Genomic DNA, 17718 nt, shown 5'->3' on the forward strand with positions numbered 1-17718 from the left:
CGTGGACGGGGTGCTGGATGACGCGGCGTGGCGGAACGCGCCCTGGACCGAACCCTTCGTCGATATCCGCGGCGAAGACTGGCCCGAGCCCGCCCTGACCACGCGCGCCAAAGTCACATGGGACGAGCGCTACCTGTACGTGGGGGCCGAACTCGAGGAGCCCCACCTGTGGGCCACGCTCGCCGACCGCGACGCGATCGTGTACCACGAGCACGACTTCGAGGTCTTCCTCGATCCGGACGGCGACGCCCTCGCCTACTACGAACTCGAGATCAACGCGCTCGGGACGGAGTTCGATCTCTTCCTCGACAGGCCCTACAGCCGCAAGGGGAAGGCCAACGTCGGCTGGGATATGCAGGGGCTTCGCACCGCGGTCCGCCTCGACGGCACGCTGAACGATCCGTCTGACGAGGACGCCGGCTGGTTCGTCGAGATCGCGATCCCCTGGTCCGCGCTCCGTCCACCCGGGGCACCACCGGAGGCCGCGGCTCGCCCTCCCCGGGCCGGAGACACCTGGCGCGTCAACTTCTCCCGGGTGCAGTGGCCCCTCGAGATCGTGGACGGGGAGTACCGCAAGGAACGGGAACCCCGGGACTGGAGCGACCATCCGGAAGCCAACTGGGTGTGGTCGCCGCAGGGCGAGATCGATATGCACATCCCGGAGATGTGGGGCGCGGTGCGGTTCGTCGATTCGTCGGAACCCGGCTCGGGCGCGGCGTCCGGCACGAGCGCGAGGCCCCGCGCGGGAGCGACGCTCGCCCGGGAAGGGACATCTCGATGAGACGGCGGGACTTCGTCCGGAGCGCCGGGAGCGCTGTCGTCCTCGGGGCGCTGCCCGCCTGCGCGACCCCGACCCCCGCCGAGTCGTCCTTCACGCTCTGGTCGTGGGTGCACGGGAACCGCGACCGCGACGCGGCCGAGTGGCGCCGTCTCTTCGCCCGCCTGCGCGAGGCGGGTTTCCATGCGGTCCTCGTGGGCGGCGGCGATATCGAACTCGTCTCCGGGGCCGCCCGCGCCGAGGGGCTCGAGTACCACCGCTGGTTCTGGACGCTCAACCGTAACGGGGACGCCCGGGTGCAGGAGGACCACCCGGAATGGTTCACCGTGAGCCGAAATCTCGAGAGTTCGCTCGAGCACCCACCCTACGTAGGGTACTACAGGTGGGTCTGTCCCTCGCGCGCGCCGGTGCGCGAGTACCTGCGCGGACGGATCGCCGAACTCGCGGCCAACCCCGCGGTGGACGGCGTCCATCTCGACTACGTTCGCCACTGCGATGTCATCCTGCCCCGGGGCCTGTGGGAGAGGTACGACCTCGTGCAGGATGTCGAGCACCCGGAGTTCGACTTCTGCTACTGCGAGGTCTGCCGAGAGCAGTTCGCCGCCCTGGACGGACGGGATCCGGTGGAGATCGCCGATCCGACGGCCGACGAGGCCTGGCGGCGCTTCCGCTGGGACAGCGTGACCGGCGCGGTCCGGGAACTCGCGGACGCGGCGCACGAGAACGGCAAGCCGATCACGGCAGCGGTCTTCCCGACCCCCTCCATCGCGCGCCGTCTCGTGCGGCAGGACTGGGACCGCTGGCCGCTCGACCGCTTCTTCTCGATGCTCTACCAGGGGTTCTACCTGGAGGATATCCCCTGGATCGGCGACGGCGTGCGCGAGGGCGTCGCCGCGCTTCGGGCCGCTGGCGGCGCCACGCCGCTGAACGCCGGACTCTACCTGCCTTCCCTCGATCCTCCCGCGCTGGCGGAGGCGGTCGCCACGGCCCGGCGGGCGGGCGCGTCAGGGGTCTCCACGTTCGAGATGGACGGTCTCACGGACGAGCACCTCGCGGCCCTCCGCGACGCGGTGTCCTGACCCCGGCGGGCCCCGCCGGGCGGGCGCCGGGAGCCGACGTACCCTTGTCCCCCGGGGACAGGCCCACCAACATCGATGGACCGCGTTGAGCCACCGCGAACCGCAGGAGTATGCCATGTCTCGCCGCATCATCGGACTCGGAATCCTCGCCCTCCTCGTCACCGCCGTCCCCCTCGCCGCGCAACGCCGCGCGATGACGATCGTCGATCTCATCGACATCCCGGGCCTCGGCGATCCCCGCATTTCGCCGGACGGATCGGAGGTGCTGTACGTGCGGAGGGACACCGACTGGGAGGCCAACGGAACGGTCTCGCATGTCTGGCGGGTCGCCATGGACGGCTCCGGCAGCGTGCAGATGACGAACGGCGAGGACGGTGAATCGACCCCCCGCTGGTCGCCGGACGGATCGCGCATCGCGTTCGTGGCGAACCGTCACGACACGGAGCGCAACCAGGTCTACGTGATGCCGACCCGCGGCGGCGAGGCCCGGATCGTGAGCGAACACCCGACGCCGACCAGTTCGATCGCGTGGTCCGTCGACGGCGCGTGGATCTTCTTCGTGGCGGTCGACGAGAAGTCCGAGGCGGAGAAGGCGCGCGAGGCCGTGAACGACAACGTCTTCCGCTACGAGGAGGACCGGCGCCCGAGCGGACTGTGGCGGGTGCCGAGTGAGGGTGGCGCGGCGGAGCGCGTGACGGAGCCCGGAATGATGGTGCGCGGCTATTCGATCTCGCGCGACGGGATGTTGCTCCTCGTACAACTGGCGCCCACCGCCCTCTACGACGACCTGCTCAACTCGGAGCTATGGGTGATGGCCCCCGACGGATCGGGGGCGCGGCGGATCACCGACAATCACGTGGGCGAGGTCAACGCCTTCCTTTCCCCCGACAACGGATACGCGCTCTTCATCGCGAATACGAACGACGAACTGAGCGATTTCTACTTCAACCAGCGGCTGTTCGTCGTCCCCACGGACGGCGGGGGGCCCGTCTCCGTGCTTCCGGGCGGGCGCTACGATGTGAATGCGGCGATGTGGTCGCGGGACGGCCGCACGATCTTCTTCCGCGCCAACACGGGGGTTCGCCAGCAGCTCTATTCCGTTCCCGCCGATGCCTCGGATGCGAGCCGGGCCGAGCCGGTCACCGAAGGGGATCATGCCGTGGGCGCCTGGGACTATCACCCCGCCTCGGGCACCCACCTCTTCTCCATCAACAATCCGACCAGCGCCGGGGATCTGTGGGCGATGGCGGGCTCGGGGTCGCCGCGGCAGGTCACGCGCGTCCTGGACTATCTCGCTGCGGAGTTCCTCCTCCCCCGGGTCGAGGCCGTCCGGTATCCGGGAGAGGACGGGGTCCAGGTCGAGGGTCTGGTCTTCTATCCTATCGACTACCGGGAGGGCGTCCGCTACCCGCTCGTCGTGCAGACGCACGGCGGGCCGCCGTCCTCGGACAAGTTCGGGTTCTCGCGCTCGAGCAACTATGAGGCCGTGCTCGCGGCGCGCGGCTGGTTCGTCTTCAAGCCCAACTATCGCGGGTCGACCGGGTACGGCGACGATTTCCTGCGCAACATGATCGGCAACTACTTCGACCAGGCGCACAAGGACGTCATGGCGGGGGTGGACCACCTGGTCGACCGCGGACTCGTGGACGGGGACCGCATGGCGAAGATGGGCTGGAGCGCCGGCGGCCACATGACGAACAAGATCATCACCTACACGGACCGCTTCAAAGCCGCCTCATCCGGCGCCGGCGCCGTGAACTGGATGTCGATGTACGCGCAGTCCGACGTCCGCATCTATCGCACCCCGTGGTTCGGGGGCACGCCCTGGTCCGAGGACGCCCCGATCGAGCAGTACATGGCGGACTCGCCGCTGTTCGACCTCCACAAGGTGGTGACGCCGACCCTCGTCCTCGTCGGGGAGAACGACGAGCGCGTGCCGATGCCGCAGTCGGTCGAACTTTACCAGGGACTCAAGCACAACGGCGTGCCGACCCACCTCTATGTCGCGCCGGAGCAGGGGCACGGCTGGGTCGAACTGCAGCAGCGGCTGTTCAAGGTCAACGTGGAACTGGACTGGTACTACCAGTGGGTACTGGACGAGGAGTACGAGTGGGAAACCTCTCCCGTCCACCCGGACAAGAAGGAGGCCGTCACCACCGCCGGCGGCTGAGTCCGGCGGTGGCGCCCGACCTTGGCGGCTACATTTGCATATGTACAGATAGTTGTATAGGTTTCCGTACATGATCAGAGTCAACATTGCCGAGGTGCGGGCGGACCTGTCCCGCTACCTGGCACGGGTCGAGCGTGGGGAGACGGTCACGCTGTGCCGCCGGAACGTGCCGATCGCGGAAATCCGCCCGCTTCGTGCGGCGCCCGCCCGCGAACGGCCCATCGGCATCGACCGTGGCATGACGGTGCCGGCGAGCTTCTTCGAGCCCCTGCCCGATGACCTTCTGCGGGCGTTCGGAGGCGTCGGCGACGAGCCGTGAAGCTGCTCGTCGACACGTGCACGTTCCTCTGGCTGGCGGCGGCGGACCCGCAGTTGACGGCGACAGCGCGGTCTGCCTGCGCGAACCCGGACAACACGGTCTATCTGAGCGCCCTCTCGGCCTGGGAAGTCGCGATCAAGTATCGGATCGGCCGATTGCCACTTCCCGAACCTCCCGCCCGATACGTATCCAGCCGCCGCGAGTGGCTGGGGCTGGAGCCGCTCGATTTCGACGAGGCCTCGGCGGCCCACGATGTGCTCCTGCCCGCCCTTCACGCCGATCCGTTCGACCGCGGGCTCGTCTCGCAGGCCATCCTGCACGGACTGACGATCGTAACTCCGGACGAGGCGATCTCCGCGTATCCCGCGCCCGTCCTCTGGTGACGGTCTCCCCGGGGATCCGTCTCAGAAAGCCAGCATGCGGGTGAGCTTGAGAGTCAGGCTTCGGCCTGGGGGTGTGCCGTCGCCGGTCGTGATCCGCTGCTCGTTCCACACGATGAACAGGTCGCTCAGCGGCGCGTGGATCAGGTTGAAGCGCACGTTGGAGTTAAAGACGTTGTTCGCCGCGTCGTACTGGACCAGCGCGTCAACGAACATGTCGGGGTTGAACGAATAGTTCGTCCGCACCGTCCACAGCGTCCGTACGAAGCTGGCGTCGGGGAGGTCCAGCGTCGCGTCCGTCCGCGTCATCGCCACCGAGGCCCGGAAAGTGTGGGACGGCTTGAAGTTCATCGTCAGCGACAGCGTCTTCTGCGTCCCGCTCCACAGTGCGCCCAGCGTGCCGCGCCAGCGGAACGAGAACATGCGGCTTGCGTCCGTCCCCCCCGTCAGCGACCACGGAGCCCAGCTGTAGGATCCCGGCGGGATGGGGTCGATGCGGCGGTCGAGCGTGAACGGCCGGTCGATGCGCTCGAAGCGCGGGTCCACCTGGATCTGGACGTTGCCCCCGCTGTTCATGAAGAATGTGACGCCGGTGTGCAGCCACTTGGCGAGCATCCGGCCGTCGAGATCATCGTAATAGTGCCACTCGAGGTGGGGGTGGGTCTCCCGCACGCCCAGCCGCCGCATGAACTGGAAACGGGGCCGGACGCCCCAGTCGACGAAGTATTTCCGGAATCCCGTGCGCCGGAGGAAGCCGAGATCGTTCTGGAAGTCCGGGGACATCTCCATGTACGCGAGCTTGAAGTGCAGGAAGTTGCCGTCGTGGCCGAGCGACGCTCGGACGGTGTGGCCGCCTCGCTCGTCGGCGGACGCTGGCGCGGTCCCCTCCTCTCCCCCCGGGCCCTTCGCGTCCGAGGCGAGGTAGTAGACGCTGAGATCGACCTCGCGCGGGAAGCGGATGTTGGTGTCGCCTCCGTAGATCCGGTTGAAGTTCTCCCCGCCCCCATCGGTCGCGCGCCGGAACATCAGGATTCCGCCGATCTCGGACGACCGGAACAGATTTCTGCGGGCGCGGAAGAGCCCGAAGTCGCTGCCGGGCACCCCCTCCACATCGCCGGTGCGCATCGCCATCGCGCCGAGTTGAAAGCCGGCCGCGTTGCCCGTGAGACGCGCGCCACCGTGGATCGGCTGCGTCCTCCCATCCTCCGTGAGGCCGATGCGCCGGCTGAAGAAGGGGAGGAGATCCTCGTCCACGCGCGGCAGGAGGTTGCCGCGGGTGTTCCGCGCCTGGTCGCCCACGAAGAAGAGTCCCGAATTCTCGAGGAAGAACCGTCGTTTCTCCGGGAAGAAGAGGCTGAACTGGGTGAGGTTCACGCGCTGCACGTCCGCCTCGACCTGGGCGAAGTCAGGGTTAACCGTGAGGTCCAGGGCGAGCCCCCGCGTGAGGCCCCACTTCACATCGAAGCCTCCCTGCAGCTCGCTGTCGAACGAGGGACCGCCGGTGCCGCGGACGGTGTTGGCGAGCGCGTAGGGCGTGAAGCGGAGGTCGCGCCCGGCGCTGCGGGTCTCGGGTAGCCCGCTGAGCGTGCCGGCGAGCGAGAGCCGGGTGAGGCCGTAGGAGCGAGGCACCGGCGCCCAGAAGGCGATCTGGTTATTTCGCCGGATGCGGCGGCTGAAGTTGATCCCCCACACGTCGCCGGCGGCGGCGGAGCGGATCGACCGGAAGGGGATCTCCATCTCCACGGTCCAGCCGTCGTCCGCGCGGGCCGTCTCGACCCGCCAGATGGCATCCCAGCTGGCGTTGATCTCGCGGCCCTCGTTGGCGATCTGGCGGTCGGCCCGGGCGCCGGCGGGATTTGTCACGAACACGTAGCCGTTCCGCCGGTCGTGGAACGTGTCGAGGATGACGGCGAACGCATCCTGCACGCGGTCGTCGAAGTCCTTGCGGATGTCGTTGACGACGAGCCGGTCGGGCTGCTCGTCGTACAACCGGGCGGCCACGTAGAGGTTGCCGTCGCCGTGCGCCACCCAGACGTGCGTGCGCTCGGTCGCCGGGAGTCCCTCGTCCGGCTCGGCCTGAATGAAGCCCGTGGTCGGCTCCGCCTGCCATGCGGGCTCGTCCAGCACCCCGTCCAGCCGGATCGGCGCCGTGAGGGCGCGCGCGACCAGGGTGGGGCGGGGGAGGGATGCGACGCCGGCCGCAGCCTCCCCGCGGGGAGGCGGGTCCTGGGCGGCGGCGGGGAGTGCCAGGAGCGACGCTGCGAACACGACGGGGACGACGGGGCTGTGAGGCCAAGTCATCGGATCTCCGGGGACCGCCCGGCCCGGTGCCGGGACAGCCCCATCCTACGGTGTGAGTTCGCGTGCCGCACCGCGCCGACCCGGAGCCCGCCGTGGTCCTGCGCTGGCCGCGTCTCGGCGATCCCCATACCGTCTGCGCGGCGGTGGGGCAGACTCTGGACGACGGGGAGAACGACATGAAGAGCGCGTGGCAGGACCGGCAGGCCGCCGAGTTCATCGAGCGGTATGGGGCCGAGGGCGTCGGGGAGGACCTCGCGCTGCGCGTGTACACGACGCGGCTCCTGGGCTCCGAACCGCGGCTCGTCCTGCACGGGGGCGGCAATACGTCCGTCAAGGGGCGGGCCTGCGACGTCACCGGCGCTGAACTCGATGTGCTGTACGTGAAGGGGAGCGGGTGGGACATGGGGACGATCGAGCCGCCCGGGCTACCGGCGGTCCAGCTCGACCCGCTCCTGGCGCTGGCCGGGATCGACGCCCTTTCCGACGAGGACATGGTCAACCTGCAGCGCCGCAACCTGCTCGACTCGAAGGCGCCGAACCCGTCGGTCGAGACGCTCCTGCACGCGTGGGTTCCGCGCAGGTTCATCGACCACACGCACGCCAACGCGGCGCTGGTGCTGACGGACCAGCCGCACGGCGAGGAGATCTGCCGCGAGGTCTACGGCGACCGGGCCGCGATCGTGCCGTACATCATGCCCGGCTTCGACCTTGCGAAGGCGGCAAAGGCGGCGGCGGAGGCGCACCCCGGAGCCGAGGGGCTGGTGCTCCTCAAGCACGGGCTGTTCACCTTCGGGGATACGGCGCGGGAGGCCTACGAACTCATGATCGAGTTCGTGAGCCTCGCCGAGGCGCGCATCGAGCGCGGCCGCCGGAAGGTCTTCGCCGCCGCCGAACCCCCCGGCCCCGTCGCCTCCGCGAGCCGGATCGCGCCGGCCATCCGCGGGATGCTGGCGAACACCCGGGGCGACAAGGCTGACGACGTCGAGCGCTTCATCCTGGAACACCGGGCCAGCCCGGCCATTGTGGCCTACGTCGGAGGCGCCGAACTGTCCCGCTACAGCCAGGTCGGCACGGTGACGCCGGACCACGCGATCCGCACGAAGCCGCTGCCCGTGGTGCTTCCCGCGCCGCCCGCCGGCGACCTCGACGCCTGGACCGGGCAGGCCCGGGCCGCGGTCGACGCCTACCGGGAGGCCTACGCGGCCTACTTCGAGCGCCACAACCCGCGCTACGGCGGGACGAAGCGCATGCTCGACCCGAGCCCGCGCGTGGTCCTGGTGCCCGGGGTGGGCCTGTTCGCGAGCGGCCGGGACGCCCGGGCCGCATCGGCCGCCGCCGACCTGGCCGAGACCACGGTCGACGTCATCACGGACGCGGAGCGCATGGACCGCTTCGAGAGCATCACCGAGGCCGAACTGTTCGACATGGAGTACTGGTCGCTCGAACAGGCGAAACTGGCCGGCGCGAAGGAGAAGGCGCTGGCCCGTCACGTCGTCGTCGTCACGGGCGGCGCGGGCGCGATCGGCCGGGCCACGGCCGCCGCGTTCCGGGCCGCCGGCGCCGAGGTCGCGCTCTTCGACCTCCCCGGCCCCGCGCTCGACGCCGCCGCGGAGGCCGGAGCGGGGCTCGCCGTCCCATGCGACGTGACGGACGACGCGTCCGTCGACCGCGCGTTCGCCACCGTCGCCGCCCGCTTCGGCGGGGTCGACATCCTCGTCTCGAACGCCGGGGCCGCCTGGCGCGGTCCGATGGCCGACGTCTCCGACGAGGTGCTGCGGGAGAGCTTCGAGTTGAACTTCTTCGCCCACCAGCGCGTGGCCCGCGCCGCCGTCCGCATCATGCGCGGCCAGGGCACGGGCGGCGGCCTGCTCTTCAACGTGTCGAAGCAGGCCGTCAACCCGGGCCCCGACTTCGGCCCCTACGGGCTCCCGAAGGCGGCGACCCTCGGACTCGTGCGCCAGTACGCGATCGAGCACGGGTGGGAGGGGATCCGGTCGAACGGCGTCAACGCCGACCGCATCCGCAGCGGCGTCCTCACCGACGAGATGATCTCGGCCCGCTCCGACGCACGCGGCGTGAGCGAGGACGCCTACATGCGCGGCAACCTGCTCGGCCGCGAGGTCCGCGCCGAAGATGTCGCCCAGGCGTTTGTGGCCCTGGCACTCGCCCGCGCGACGACGGGCGCCGTCCTCACCGTGGACGGCGGCAACGTGGCCGCCGCCCTCCGCTGATTCAGTCCCAGGCAATCTCCAGCATCCGGTCCCACGGCACTATCTCCGTGCCACCGCGCTGGTGGCGGAGATCGCCGCCGTAGACGAGACGCCGTTCGACGGTCAGTTCTGACTTCTCCAGCGCGTCCCCGAGCGTGCGCATGCCCGAGAAGAAGCGCGGCGCAACCGTGCTGCCCGATTTGGCCTCGACCAGGATGAGCCGCGATCCCCGGTCGACGACGAGGTCGACCTCGGTGCCCGCAGCCCGGTAGTGGTGGAGGCGAGGATCCTCGCCGCGGTGCGCCGCCGCCTTGAACACCTCGGACGCCACCCAGCTTTCGAAGATCTGCCCTCGCAGGGGATGATGGCGCAGTTCCTCGGGCGACCGGATCCCCAGCAGATGGCAGGCAAGCCCTGTATCCAGGAAGTGCAACTTGGGCGCCTTGACCTGGCGTTTGCGCACATTCCGGCGGTAAGCGGATACTCGAAAGGCGAGGAAACTCGCCTCGAGCACCGACAGCCAGGCCCGAACCGTGTTGTGGCGTACGCCGACGTCGCCGGCCAGTGCCGACAGGTTGACTTCCGTGGCCGTGCGTCCAGCGGCCAGCCGCACGAAACCGGAGAACGCCTCCAGATCGGTGACATTCCGCAGCGACCGGACATCGCGCTCCACATAGGTCGCGAGATAGTCGCGCAACCAGACGTCCGCCGGGATCCCCCGGTCGTGTATGCGTGGATAGGCCCCCGTCCACAGCGCCCGCAGCAGACTGGGGGGTGGCCCCCCGAATCGCGCCAGTTCGTCAAGCCCCGGAGGCAGCAGATGCAGGATGCCCACCCTGCCGGCGAGCGACTGGCTCACCGCCTCGGCCAGCCCGAAATGCTGCGACCCCGTCAGCACGAAACGGCCCGGTGCGGGGTCCTCGTCCACAACACCCTGCAGGTACGAAGTCAGGTCCGGCGCCCGCTGCACCTCGTCGATCACCGCGCCGTGACGGTATCCCCCCAGGAAGCCGCGAGGATCCTCCCGAGCGTAGGTGCGCATGTCGATGCTCTCGAGCGAGACGTAGGGGCGATCGGCCAGCACGGTGCGGCACAGGGTGGTCTTGCCCGACTGCCTCGGGCCGGTGACCGTGACGACCGGATAGTGACGCAATCGTCGGCGGAGCGGATCCGCCAGGTTGCGATCGATGACGGGCAAGGTTCCCGTCCTCCAATCCCAGGGAAGTGCAAGCACAATGACGTCGCCCATCCTGGCTGGTCGTGCGCCGATTGTCAATCGAAATGACAATCTGCACATCCACGAGATCGAGGAATCATGAGATTACGGGGACGAAGACCCTTCTCTTGACGGGTGTGCTCGCTCTCGCGGCCTGTGCCTCGGACACGGGAACCGAGGGGCCCGGCTGGCCGGGCGAGGCGTGGCCTGTTTCCACGGCCGAGGCCGAGGGCGTCGATCCGGCGGCGATCGACTCGCTGCTCGCCGACATCGATGCTGGCCCGCGTGTTCGCGGGGAACGGGTACGGAGGACAGTTCCTCCACGTCGTCCCCGAGTACGACCTCATCTCCGTATTCAACGGCTGGACGCTGCACGAAACGCCCGGAACTGTCCAGTTGGACCGCCCCTCAGGAACGCATCCGCCCCGCCATCGAATCAGCGAACGACGGTATCCCCTGAGCCGAGGATTCCACCAGATCGCGCGATCCATCCTAAATGGCGTGGTCCGTTTTGCCGTCCCCACAAGAAGAAGGTAGCTTCGGCCACGATTCGTGGACCCGCCCCTCTCGTCCCCCGTAGGAGTCATATTGTGAGACGCCCCGGCCGTCTGCTGAGAGTGCTCTTCGTGGCCGCCTGTGTTTCGCCTGTCCCGATCCTCTCTGGACAGACCACGGTCGGCCTGCATGGCGGCCTGACCCGCGCGACGTTCTCCGATCTCGACGCGACGGTGGAACAGGACGTTCAGTCCGGGATCCGCTTCGGCGTGTCCGCGACCGTCCCGGTCTCGGGCAGCTTGGGCCTCCGATTCGCGGGGAGCTACGTCCAGGCCGGCGGCGGCTTCGCCCTCCCGATCTTCGATTTCGGTCCGAGCGTCCGGGCCGGACTCAACCTCGACTACTTCCGTCTCTCGGCTCTCGCGAGGGCGGCCTTGCCCATGGAGAGCAGCAGTGTGGCCGTCTATTTCCTGGCCGGACCGTTCGCAGGATTCAGGACGGCCTGCTCCACGTCGATCGCCGAGGAGGGGGTCAGCATCAGCGCTGACTGCAACGAAGCTGATGTCGAGTTGTCAGGCACCACCGACTTCGGGATCTCGGGTGGTGCCGGCGTCGAAGTCGGTGTTTCGGACGGCATGGGCGTGGCGCTCGAGGCCCTGTACGACCTGGGGCTGAAGGATCTGGAGGGCGCCAAGACCCGTGTCTTCTCGATTATGGCGGGGCTCGTTTTTTCTCTCTGAGCTCGACTCAGATCGGCTACAGGCTCGCGGCGTGATGTTCGATCCGGGAGGCTAACTCTCCCATCTCGTTGAGGACGGTGGCCTCATCGATCGTCTCCAGCGTCCGGTCGCGCATGACCCAGCGGCCGTCGATCATCACCGAGCGGACGTCGTCGCGGCCCACCGCGTAGACGAGATGCGCGTACGCGTCGTACATCGGCGTGAGGTGTGGCCGCGCGAGGTCGACGAGGATGAGGTCCGCCCGGTAGCCCTCCGCCAGCCGACCCACCCGGTCTCCCAGCCCCAACGCATCCGCCGCCACCGTCGTCGCCATGCGGATGACTTCGCGGGCCGGCGTGAGCACCGGATCCATGTGGGCTCCGCGCTGCAGCAGCCCGGCGAAGCGCATCGCCGTCCACATGTCGAGGTCGTTCGAGCTCACCGGGCCGTCGGTCCCGAGGGCCACGGGGATGTCCTCCTCCAGCAGCCGGGCAATGGGCGCGATCCCGGACCCGAGCTTGAGGTTGGACAGGGGGTTGTGAAGGACCGCCGCTCCCGTGCTCCGGAGGCGGGCGATGTCGTCGTCCGTCAGGTGGACGCAGTGCGCCAGGACCGTCGGTCCGTCGAGGATCCCGAGTTCGTCGAGGTGTGCGACCGGTGTGCGCCCGAACCGCTCGACCGTCTGCTGAACTTCGGTCGCCGTCTCCGAGCAGTGAGTGTGGAAGAGCGCTCGGGCGCTGTCCGCCAGGTCTCGCGCCGCCCGCAGGCCCTCCGGCGACACGGTGAGCTGGTTGTGCGGCTGCACGCACGGCGTGATCAGGGGCTCGTCCGCGTAGTTCTTCAGCCAGCGTTCTCCGATGGCGACCCGGTCTGGGGACGAGACCCCGTCGGGTCCCTCGAAGTCGAAGAAGATCGGGCCGGTCACGAGCCGGAAGCCCGCTTCGATCGCGGCGTCGGCGGCCGATTCCGGAAACCAGAACATGTCGAGCGCGCATGTGGTCCCGCCCCGGATCATCTCGGCCAGAGACAACCGCGCCCCAAGCTCGACGCTCTCCCGGCTGACGAACTCACGCTCGGAAATCCAGAGGCGCTCGAGCCAGGCTTCCAGCGGCAACTCCTCGACCAGGCTACGGAAGAGCGAGTCGCCCAGATGCGTATGCGCGTTCACGAGCCCGGGCATGAGGAGTTGTCCGGTGGCGTCGACGGTTTCGGCGGCGTCGCAGCCCTCGAGTTCGGCGCGCCTCCCCACGGCGACGATCTCGCCGTCCCGCACCGCCACGCCGCCCGGGTCGAGGAGCCGTTCCCCCGCATCCATGGTGACGACCACCGGGCCGAGGATGAGCGTGTCTACAGGTTGCATGTCACGGCTCCGGCGAGACTGACGGTACACCGCGGTCGGCGCGGAGGCCCGTCGCTGTGGCGGCGAGAAGATGCCTTCCCAGCCGCAGGTCGGCGCAATCTCTCTCCCTCGCGCGGTGATTTCAAACCGCTGGCTGTGACTGGGCCGGAGTGGGTTGCTTGGCCGCCCTCCGGCCCGCCCGCTAGATTCCCGGTGCGGGGCCCGGCGTGTGGTCTATCCCATGTGACGCGGTTCCGCTCCGGCCCCGTAGCTCAGGTGGATAGAGCGCGGGATTCCTAATCCCGAGGCCGCTGGTTCGAGTCCAGCCGGGGTCACTCTCTCTCAGTTCCCAATCAAGTTAACCCGCATGTACCAGATTCGTCCCGCAACGCCGTAGGGTGACTCCGAGGGGTACTCCATCGTCCAGAGTTGAGCCACGGCGTCGTCCGGGAGCCGGTTTGGCAGACGGTCGAACAGGTTGTTGGCCCCGACGCCCACCTGGATGCGGTCGCCCACCTGGAACCTGACCTCCAGGTCGGCGATGGCCGCCGCGTCGATCGTGACGTTCTCCTCGAAGATGAACGGGGTGGTGACGGAACCGATATGGTTCAAGCTGAACCTCGCACCAAGACCCTGTGCGAAACGTACGTCGGCGCTGGCGCCGATCCGCCGTCCGGGTTGGGCGTCCTCGATCAAGGTGTGCTGGGTGTCTCCGATGAAGTTCTCGTTGCGGTTGGCGGTGATCCTGGTGCTGTTCTGGTGCAGGCTGGCCGACAGGTCCGCAGCCCCCCAGTCCATGCCGCGGAAGCGCCAGCTCGCTGCGACGTCGAATCCCTGTGTGCGCGTGTCGATCGCGTTGGTCCAGAACGCCACGGCGTCCACCGGCCGACCCTGAAACTGCGCGCCGGGCCGAAGCCCGTGGCTCGCATTGAGGCTCTGGGTAAGGGCAATCGCGTCTTTGACAGCGACACGGTAGTAGTCCGCCGTCACCAGCAGGCCGGCATCGTTGGAATAGACGAGTCCGCCCGTAAAGCTGAGCGATGTCTCGTGGCTCAGCGAACAGGCCCCGAAGTCGGAGCACGCTATCGGATCGCCCTCGGGCAGGAATCCGGTGCTCACCAGACCTTCGCTGCCGCCCACGAAACCGATCGTGTTGAAGCCCCGCTGCGGAAGTCGCGGTGCCCGGAAGCCGGTGGAGACTGCGGCGCGGAGCGCGGCGCCCGATTCGCCCAACTCCACGCGTCCAGCCAGCTTGCCGGTCAGCGAGTTTCCGGCGTCGGTATAGTTCTCGAAACGAAGGGCGCCACCCAGGGTGCGCCCGCTCGGCGAGCGCAACTCCATGTCCGCATACGCTCCGAAGCTGCTACGGTCCTGTTCACTCAGTGAAGCCGAGGTCGGGCTGTAGCCAGGGTAGCCCTGAATCCCGCAGCTTGCGTAGGCCGTCCCGTCGTTCTGGTGATGGGCCGCCGGAAAGCTGCCGGGCGTATCGCTCGGTCCACACGCCCACGAGGCCCGGTCGCCAGCTTCCATCCAGTACGAGTCCCTCCTGAAGGCGCCGCCAACAGCCAGAAACGCCGGGGTCGAACCCACCTCAACCTCCCGCGTCAGGTCGGCGTTCAGCGTCCACTGGCGCACGTTGAGCCCGCCGCTGAACGTGTTCCTGGGTCCGGCGTTGGCAGCGATGGAGGCTCCGTCGGCCCCGGGGTTCCTTGCCAGGAACTCGGCCGCGTAGGACGGGTTGATCGAATTCGCAGCGTTGAAGGCGAACCGGCCGTGTCCGAATCCGAGACTGAGATCTCCCGACCACTCGCCCATGTCGCCGCGCAGCCCCGCCACGGCGGACTTGTCCATGAGGTCGGACTCCTCGATGGGGAAGAAGCCATCCGGATAGACGTAGCTGACCGACCGAGGCACCCAGTCCGCCTTGCGGTACAGGCCGTCCGAGACTGCTTCGCGCCCGGAGTATCCCCCGAAGGCATAGAACTCGGCCGATTCGCCGACGGGGACAGCGGCATTGGCCATGAAAGCCGCGCCCTTGTAGTCGGGCTCGCCGTTTCGTTGCAGCTGGATGACCTTCCCACCATCCGCACAGGGGCCGTAGGACGGGTCGGGACCGAAGCAGGTGGGTGCGGCACCCGCCCGGTTCGTGACCTCCTGCCGCGCGACCTCCATTGTGATGTTGAAGAAGCCGTCTCCGAGCGGAACCCCGGCGTTGGCCGAAGTGAACAGCCTCATTCCGTCACCACGGGATGTTCGACCGAGCAAGGTGGCCGCGCTGACCCCGCTGGCGTCGTCCTTGAGCACGATGTTGATCACGCCGGCGATGGCATCCGAGCCGTACTGCGAAGCCGCACCCTCGCGCAGAACTTCGATCCGTTTGATGGCGTGGACCGGAATGGCACGCAGGTCCGTACCGGTCGTCCCCTGCCCGGCCGCCGCGAGCAGCTTCGCAAATGCGACTCCGTGCCGTCGCTTGCCGTTGACCAGGACGAGCACCTGGTCGCCGTTCATGCCGCGCAACGTAGCTACGTGGAGGGCCGCGCCATCACCGGCGGACAACCGCGTGGAATTGAAGGACGGAGCGATGCTTCCCAGCACCTCTGCAAGGTCGATCTGCCCAAGGCGCGCGATTTCCTCGGCGCCGTAGATGTCCACGGGGACGGGAAGCGTTGCTGGATCCGCGACACCTGCCCGTGAACCCACTACGACCTCGAGCTCCTCGACCACGACGACCGTGTCCGGCGGTTCCTGGGCCGACGTCGAGCCGGTCGAAGCAAGGGTTGCGAGGACCGCCGGGACGAGGAATGAAGAAGCCTTCATGATCACTCCGTTCTGCCAACAGTAGCGAGTGGTTTCCATGTCAAGAGAGGTACTGCGACGTTCTCTACGCACGACGAAACGGGCAAACTCATGGCGATCGCCCCTCGGCAGGTTGTCACGTTCTGGGTATGATTATGATAAGCGGTGCCGGTGTGCGCACGACCCCCATTCGGGAGGCATCATGTCTCGCAGCAGACTCCGTCCATCCTTCATCCTCATGGCCGTCGCGGTTCTCGTCCTCGGCTACCTGATGGTCCAGGTCGCCACCGATCCCGTCGATCCCGTCGACGTCTCGGGGTCCGGCACGCATGAGGACCTCGTTCAGCTGTTCGAGGCATGGCGCGAATTCGAGCGGCCCGGGTTCGCGGACGGCGTGCCCGACTACTCGGCGGCGGCCATGGCACGCCAGCAGGCGGAGCTGCCGGATTGGCAGACGCGGCTGCGGATGCTTGCCGTGGAGGACTGGTCCGTAGAGGGACAGATCGACTGGCACCTCGTACGCGCGGAGATGAACGGGCTCGACTTCGATCACCGCGTGCGGCGCCCCTGGGCGCGCGACCCCGCCTTCTACGCCATGATCTTCGCGGCGGAGAGCGACGTGCCGGCGCACGAGGGCCCGGTGATCCACGGCTGGATCGACCTCTGGACGTACGATTATCCGCTCTCCGAGGCCGACGCCGCGGAACTCGCCGCGAGGATCGCCGCCATCCCGGCGCTGCTCGAGCAGGCGCGCGAGAACCTCGCCGGCTCGAACGCGCGCGACCTCTGGCTGGGCGGGGTGCGGGCCTTCCGGGGGCAGGTGAGGGATCTCGACGACTTCGCGGCCCGGGTGGCGGGGACGAGCGCCGATCTCGACCAGGCCATCGCCGCCGCGCGCGCCGCCTCGGAGGTGTTCATCGCCTGGCTGGAGGAGGAGGCGCCCTCGCGCACGGGCCCCTCCGGGATCGGCCCGGAGAACTACACCTGGTACATGCAGAACGTGCACCTCGTCCCCTACTCGTGGGAGGAGCAGGTGACGATCATGCGGCGTGAACTCGCCCGCGCCCACGCCTCGATGCGGCTGGAGGAGAACCGCAACCGCGACCTGCCGGAACTCGAGCGCATCGCCTCGCCGGAGGAATACGACCGACGCCTGAACGAGTCGGTGGACCGCTACATGAGCTTCCTCGAGGAGGAGGAGGTGCAGACGACGACGGCGTGGATGGACCCGGCCCTGCGCGCCGTGAACGGCAGCTTCACCCCGGCGGAGCCCGGCGAGATCCGGAACTTCTTCTCGGAGGTCAGCTACCGCGACCCGGACTCGTTCCGGCCCCACATGCACCACTGGATCGAACTCGCGCGCATGCGCGAGGACCCGCACGGGAGCCCGATGCGGGCCACGCCGTCGCTGTACAACATCTTCGATTCGCGTTCGGAGGGTCTCGCTACGGGGGTCGAGGAGATGTTCATGCACCTGGGGCTGCTCGAGGGTTCGGCCCGCTCGCGCGAACTCACCTGGATCATGCTGGCGCAGCGGGCCGCCCGTGCCCTCAGCGGCCTCTACCTGCACGGCGACGTGTTCGACATGGAGGAGGCCGTCGCCCACGCCATGCGGTGGACGCCGCGGGGCTGGCTCCCCGACGGCGACCTCGTGCGGGGCGAGCAAAGCCTCTACCTGCGTCAACCCGGCTACGGTACCAGCTATGTGACCGGCAAGGTCCAGATCGAGGAACTGCTGGCGGAGTTCGCGATCGAGGAGGGCGAGGACTTCAGCGTGAAGCGTTTCTTCGACGCCTTCCAGGATGCCGGCGTCATCCCCATCGTCCTCACCCGCTGGGAGATGACGGGCCAGAAGGACGCGATTCTGGAGGCGAACTGACTCATCCGGGCCGGGCCAGCCTCCGCATGGCGCG

Annotated in this window: 12 protein-coding genes and 1 tRNA gene; 9 read left to right on the forward strand and 4 right to left on the reverse strand. The window is 68.4% G+C overall.

Translation table 11 applies throughout. The features are described 5' to 3' along the window. Nucleotide 1 precedes the first annotated feature (1 nt). From ACOOHF_RS08290 to ACOOHF_RS08310, 5 genes are all read left to right on the forward strand, one after another. A complete protein-coding gene (locus ACOOHF_RS08290; protein WP_420464147.1) occupies nucleotides 2-781 on the forward strand; it encodes a carbohydrate-binding family 9-like protein in 780 nt (259 codons plus the stop codon). Then, complete coding sequence (locus tag ACOOHF_RS08295; RefSeq protein ID WP_420464148.1) at nucleotides 778-1857, forward strand: hypothetical protein; 1080 nt, start codon at nucleotides 778-780, stop codon at nucleotides 1855-1857. The genes ACOOHF_RS08290 and ACOOHF_RS08295 overlap by 4 nt, the downstream gene beginning before the upstream one ends. 115 nt (nucleotides 1858-1972) lie before the next feature. Then, nucleotides 1973-4027 (forward strand): S9 family peptidase, encoded by a 2055-nt coding sequence (locus ACOOHF_RS08300; protein WP_420464149.1) that lies wholly within the window; start codon nucleotides 1973-1975, stop codon nucleotides 4025-4027. Between the two features lie 70 nt (nucleotides 4028-4097). Beyond that, nucleotides 4098-4346 carry a type II toxin-antitoxin system Phd/YefM family antitoxin gene (locus ACOOHF_RS08305; RefSeq protein ID WP_420464150.1) on the forward strand — a complete coding sequence of 83 codons (249 nt, stop codon included), beginning with the start codon at nucleotides 4098-4100 and terminating at the stop codon, nucleotides 4344-4346. Further along, nucleotides 4343-4729: a type II toxin-antitoxin system VapC family toxin gene (locus tag ACOOHF_RS08310; protein ID WP_420464151.1), complete on the forward strand. Its 387-nt coding sequence runs from the start codon at nucleotides 4343-4345 to the stop codon at nucleotides 4727-4729. Before ACOOHF_RS08305 ends, ACOOHF_RS08310 begins: the two co-directional genes overlap by 4 nt. Before the next feature lie 21 nt (nucleotides 4730-4750). Here the strand turns inward: ACOOHF_RS08310 and ACOOHF_RS08315 are convergent, their stop codons facing one another. Next, nucleotides 4751-7027 (reverse strand): DUF5916 domain-containing protein, encoded by a 2277-nt coding sequence (locus ACOOHF_RS08315; RefSeq protein WP_420464152.1) that lies wholly within the window; start codon nucleotides 7025-7027, stop codon nucleotides 4751-4753. Nucleotides 7028-7203: 176 nt separating this feature from the next. Here ACOOHF_RS08315 and ACOOHF_RS08320 point away from each other — a divergent pair, with 176 nt between their 5' ends. Next, entirely contained in the window at nucleotides 7204-9258 is a 2055-nt protein-coding gene (locus ACOOHF_RS08320; protein ID WP_420464349.1) for a bifunctional aldolase/short-chain dehydrogenase, read from the forward strand. 1 nt (nucleotide 9259) lies between these two features. Here the strand turns inward: ACOOHF_RS08320 and ACOOHF_RS08325 are convergent, their stop codons facing one another. Further along, entirely contained in the window at nucleotides 9260-10435 is a 1176-nt protein-coding gene (locus tag ACOOHF_RS08325) for an ATP-binding protein (RefSeq protein ID WP_420464153.1), read from the reverse strand. A gap of 608 nt (nucleotides 10436-11043) precedes the next feature. On the opposite strand from ACOOHF_RS08325, the gene ACOOHF_RS08330 reads away from it, so the two are divergent. Beyond that, nucleotides 11044-11688: an outer membrane beta-barrel protein gene (locus ACOOHF_RS08330; RefSeq protein WP_420464154.1), complete on the forward strand. Its 645-nt coding sequence runs from the start codon at nucleotides 11044-11046 to the stop codon at nucleotides 11686-11688. A 16-nt stretch (nucleotides 11689-11704) separates the two neighbouring features. Here ACOOHF_RS08330 and ACOOHF_RS08335 read toward each other — a convergent pair whose 3' ends face one another. Next, nucleotides 11705-13027 carry an amidohydrolase gene (locus ACOOHF_RS08335; RefSeq protein WP_420464155.1) on the reverse strand — a complete coding sequence of 441 codons (1323 nt, stop codon included), beginning with the start codon at nucleotides 13025-13027 and terminating at the stop codon, nucleotides 11705-11707. A 240-nt stretch (nucleotides 13028-13267) separates the two neighbouring features. Between ACOOHF_RS08335 and ACOOHF_RS08340 the strand changes: the two genes are divergently transcribed. Next, nucleotides 13268-13341 (forward strand) — tRNA-Arg (locus ACOOHF_RS08340). A 7-nt stretch (nucleotides 13342-13348) separates the two neighbouring features. Here the strand turns inward: ACOOHF_RS08340 and ACOOHF_RS08345 are convergent. Then, nucleotides 13349-15826: a TonB-dependent receptor plug domain-containing protein gene (locus ACOOHF_RS08345; RefSeq protein ID WP_420464156.1), complete on the reverse strand. Its 2478-nt coding sequence runs from the start codon at nucleotides 15824-15826 to the stop codon at nucleotides 13349-13351. A gap of 181 nt (nucleotides 15827-16007) precedes the next feature. Here ACOOHF_RS08345 and ACOOHF_RS08350 point away from each other — a divergent pair, with 181 nt between their 5' ends. After that, on the forward strand, nucleotides 16008-17684 hold the full coding sequence (locus ACOOHF_RS08350; RefSeq protein WP_420464157.1) for a DUF885 family protein: 1677 nt from the start codon (nucleotides 16008-16010) through the stop codon (nucleotides 17682-17684). The last annotated feature ends 34 nt before the right edge of the window (nucleotides 17685-17718 follow it).

The sequence above is a fragment of the Candidatus Palauibacter sp. genome, assembly GCF_965216145.1.
Classification (GTDB): domain Bacteria; phylum Gemmatimonadota; class Gemmatimonadetes; order Palauibacterales; family Palauibacteraceae; genus Palauibacter.

Bases quoted from the DNA above. Each gene is read 5' to 3' on its own strand.
- ACOOHF_RS08295 (WP_420464148.1), top strand. From the start codon at position 778: ATGAGACGGCGGGACTTCGTCCGGAGCGCCGGGAGCGCTGTCGTCCTC.
- ACOOHF_RS08300 (WP_420464149.1), top strand. From the start codon at position 1,973: ATGTCTCGCCGCATCATCGGACTCGGAATCCTCGCCCTCCTCGTCACC.
- ACOOHF_RS08305 (WP_420464150.1), top strand. From the start codon at position 4,098: ATGATCAGAGTCAACATTGCCGAGGTGCGGGCGGACCTGTCCCGCTAC.
- ACOOHF_RS08315 (WP_420464152.1), bottom strand. From the start codon at position 7,027: ATGACTTGGCCTCACAGCCCCGTCGTCCCCGTCGTGTTCGCAGCGTCG.
- ACOOHF_RS08320 (WP_420464349.1), top strand. From the start codon at position 7,204: ATGAAGAGCGCGTGGCAGGACCGGCAGGCCGCCGAGTTCATCGAGCGG.
- ACOOHF_RS08335 (WP_420464155.1), bottom strand. From the start codon at position 13,027: ATGCAACCTGTAGACACGCTCATCCTCGGCCCGGTGGTCGTCACCATG.
- ACOOHF_RS08345 (WP_420464156.1), bottom strand. From the start codon at position 15,826: ATGAAGGCTTCTTCATTCCTCGTCCCGGCGGTCCTCGCAACCCTTGCT.
- ACOOHF_RS08350 (WP_420464157.1), top strand. From the start codon at position 16,008: ATGTCTCGCAGCAGACTCCGTCCATCCTTCATCCTCATGGCCGTCGCG.